Genomic DNA, 2391 nt, shown 5'->3' with positions numbered 1-2391 from the left:
ATCCAGCTGAATATCGGCAGCGGTAACCACCCCCGAACCCTTCTTCGACAAGGTCAGCGTAACTTCGTCACGACCGTGCAGTTTGATAGCCAGGCCTTTCAGGTTCAACAGGATTTCAATGACATCTTCCTGTACACCTTCGATTGCCGAGTACTCATGGAGTACACCGTCAATCTCGGCCTCGACTACTGCACAGCCAGGCATGGAGGACAACAGGATGCGGCGCAGCGCGTTGCCCAGGGTATGGCCAAAGCCACGCTCGAGAGGCTCGAGCGTGATTTTAGCGCGGGTTGGACTGACGACCTGCACATCGATGTGGCGGGGCGTCAGGAACTCATTTACCGAAATCTGCATGGATGCACCTATTTTCTAGCCCTTACTTGGAGTAGAGCTCGACAATCAGGCTTTCGTTGATGTCGGCGGACAGGTCACTGCGAGCAGGAACGTTCTTGAAAACGCCCGACTTCTTGGCAGCATCCACATCTACCCACTCAACGCGGCCACGCTGGGCGCACAGTTCAAGGGCTTGAACAATGCGCAGCTGGTTCAGCGACTTCTCGCGAACCGCGACCACGTCACCCGGACGAACTTGGTAGGACGGAACGTTTACAGTCTTGCCGTTTACGCTGATCGCTTTGTGCGAAACCAGCTGACGGGATTCGGCACGAGTAGCGCCAAAGCCCATACGATAAACGACGTTATCCAGACGGCACTCGAGCAGTTGCAGCAGGTTCTCACCAGTAGCGCCCTTCTTGGAGGCCGCTTGCTTGTAGTAACCGCTGAATTGACGCTCGAGGACGCCGTAGATACGACGAACTTTTTGTTTCTCACGCAGCTGGGTGCCGTAGTCGGACTGACGACCGCGGCGCTGACCGTGGATACCTGGGGCTGCTTCGATGTTGCACTTCGATTCCAGAGCGCGAACGCCGCTCTTCAGGAACAGATCGGTGCCTTCACGACGAGACAGTTTGCATTTTGGACCAATGTAACGTGCCATTTATCTGTCTCCTGATTACACGCGGCGCTTCTTCGGCGGACGGCACCCGTTATGCGGGATTGGCGTCACGTCGGTGATGCTGGCGATCTTATAGCCACAGCCGTTCAGAGCACGAACAGCGGACTCACGACCTGGACCTGGACCCTTGACGTTGACGTCGAGGTTCTTCAGACCATATTCCAGCGCAGCTTGACCAGCACGTTCAGCAGCTACCTGAGCAGCGAACGGGGTGGACTTGCGGGAACCGCGGAAACCCGAACCGCCGGAGGTAGCCCAGGACAGAGCGTTACCTTGACGATCGGTGATGGTCACGATGGTGTTGTTAAAAGAGGCATGGATGTGGGCGATGCCATCAACCACTGTCTTTTTGACTTTTTTACGAGGACGAGCAGCAGGTTTTGCCATTTCTAAATTCCTGTCGATTCGCTGGTGCGATTACTTGCGGATCGGCTTACGCGGGCCCTTACGGGTACGCGCGTTGGTCTTGGTACGCTGACCGCGTACTGGCAGACCCCGACGATGACGCAGGCCGCGGTAGCAACCCAGGTCCATCAACCGCTTGATTTTCATGTTGATGTCACGACGCAGATCACCTTCGGTGATGTACTTCGCGACTTCAGTACGCAGCGATTCAACCTGCTCGTCGCTCAGATCCTTGATCTTTGCGGCTGGGTTGACCCCAGTGTCTGCACAGATTTTCTGTGCAGTAGTGCGACCAACACCATAGATGTAGGTCAGCGAGATAACAGTGTGCTTGTTATCTGGAATGTTGACGCCTGCAATACGGGCCATTCAGTGGGACTCCAATTGACAGCTACCTACGCCCCGGAAGCCAAGAAATAGGGCGCGAGATAATATCGCTGTAGAAACAAATAATCAACCCAGCAGCGCACTAGCTGCTGGGTTTGAAGCGCAGATCACAATCAGCCTTGGCGCTGCTTGTGACGTGGTTCCGCACTGCAAATTACTCGAACGACACCTTCGCGGCGAATAATTTTGCAGTTACGGCACAGCTTTTTCACCGATGCACGAACTTTCATCACCAACTCCTCGAACCTTAAGGGTCAATCAGCGCAGCAGACCGCTGCCACCGTAGCCTTTCAGGTTGGCTTTCTTCATCAGGGATTCGTACTGGTGCGAAACGAGGTGCGATTGTACTTGGGACATGAAGTCCATCACAACCACTACCACAATCAGCAACGAGGTCCCGCCAAGGTAGAACGGAACGTTTGCCGCGACCACCAGGAACTGGGGAAGCAGACACACGGCCGTCATATAAAGAGCACCGAACATGGTCAAGCGGGTCAGAACGCCATCAATGTAGCGCGCCGACTGCTCACCTGGACGGATGCCCGGAATAAAGGCACCGGACTTCTTCAGGTTTTCCGCTACGT

Annotated in this window: 4 protein-coding genes and 2 pseudogenes; all 6 read right to left on the bottom strand. The window is 55.1% G+C overall.

The window, feature by feature from the left end; genetic code table 11:
* Positions 1–354, bottom strand: a pseudogene (locus ACIOVF_RS21765) (DNA-directed RNA polymerase subunit alpha); the annotation flags it as partial.
* 22 nt (positions 355–376) lie between these two features.
* Positions 377–997, bottom strand: coding sequence for a 30S ribosomal protein S4 (rpsD, locus tag ACIOVF_RS21760; RefSeq protein ID WP_010220321.1), 621 nt, complete (start codon positions 995–997; stop codon positions 377–379).
* A gap of 15 nt (positions 998–1012) precedes the next feature.
* Positions 1013–1402, bottom strand: coding sequence for a 30S ribosomal protein S11 (rpsK, locus tag ACIOVF_RS21755; RefSeq protein WP_002555466.1), 390 nt, complete (start codon positions 1400–1402; stop codon positions 1013–1015).
* A 30-nt stretch (positions 1403–1432) separates the two neighbouring features.
* Positions 1433–1789 (bottom strand): 30S ribosomal protein S13, encoded by a 357-nt coding sequence (rpsM, locus tag ACIOVF_RS21750; RefSeq protein WP_038998488.1) that lies wholly within the window; start codon positions 1787–1789, stop codon positions 1433–1435.
* Positions 1790–1920: 131 nt separating this feature from the next.
* On the bottom strand, positions 1921–2037 hold the full coding sequence (gene rpmJ, locus ACIOVF_RS21745) for a 50S ribosomal protein L36 (protein ID WP_002555468.1): 117 nt from the start codon (positions 2035–2037) through the stop codon (positions 1921–1923).
* Between the two features lie 28 nt (positions 2038–2065).
* Positions 2066–2391 (bottom strand): annotated as a pseudogene (gene secY, locus ACIOVF_RS21740) (preprotein translocase subunit SecY); the annotation flags it as partial.

Origin of the sequence: Pseudomonas sp. NPDC087612 (genome assembly GCF_044743505.1) — a bacterium.
Lineage (GTDB): Bacteria > Pseudomonadota > Gammaproteobacteria > Pseudomonadales > Pseudomonadaceae > Aquipseudomonas.
Note: the sequence above shows the minus strand (reverse complement) of the source record. Positions and strands in the feature narration are given on the sequence as shown.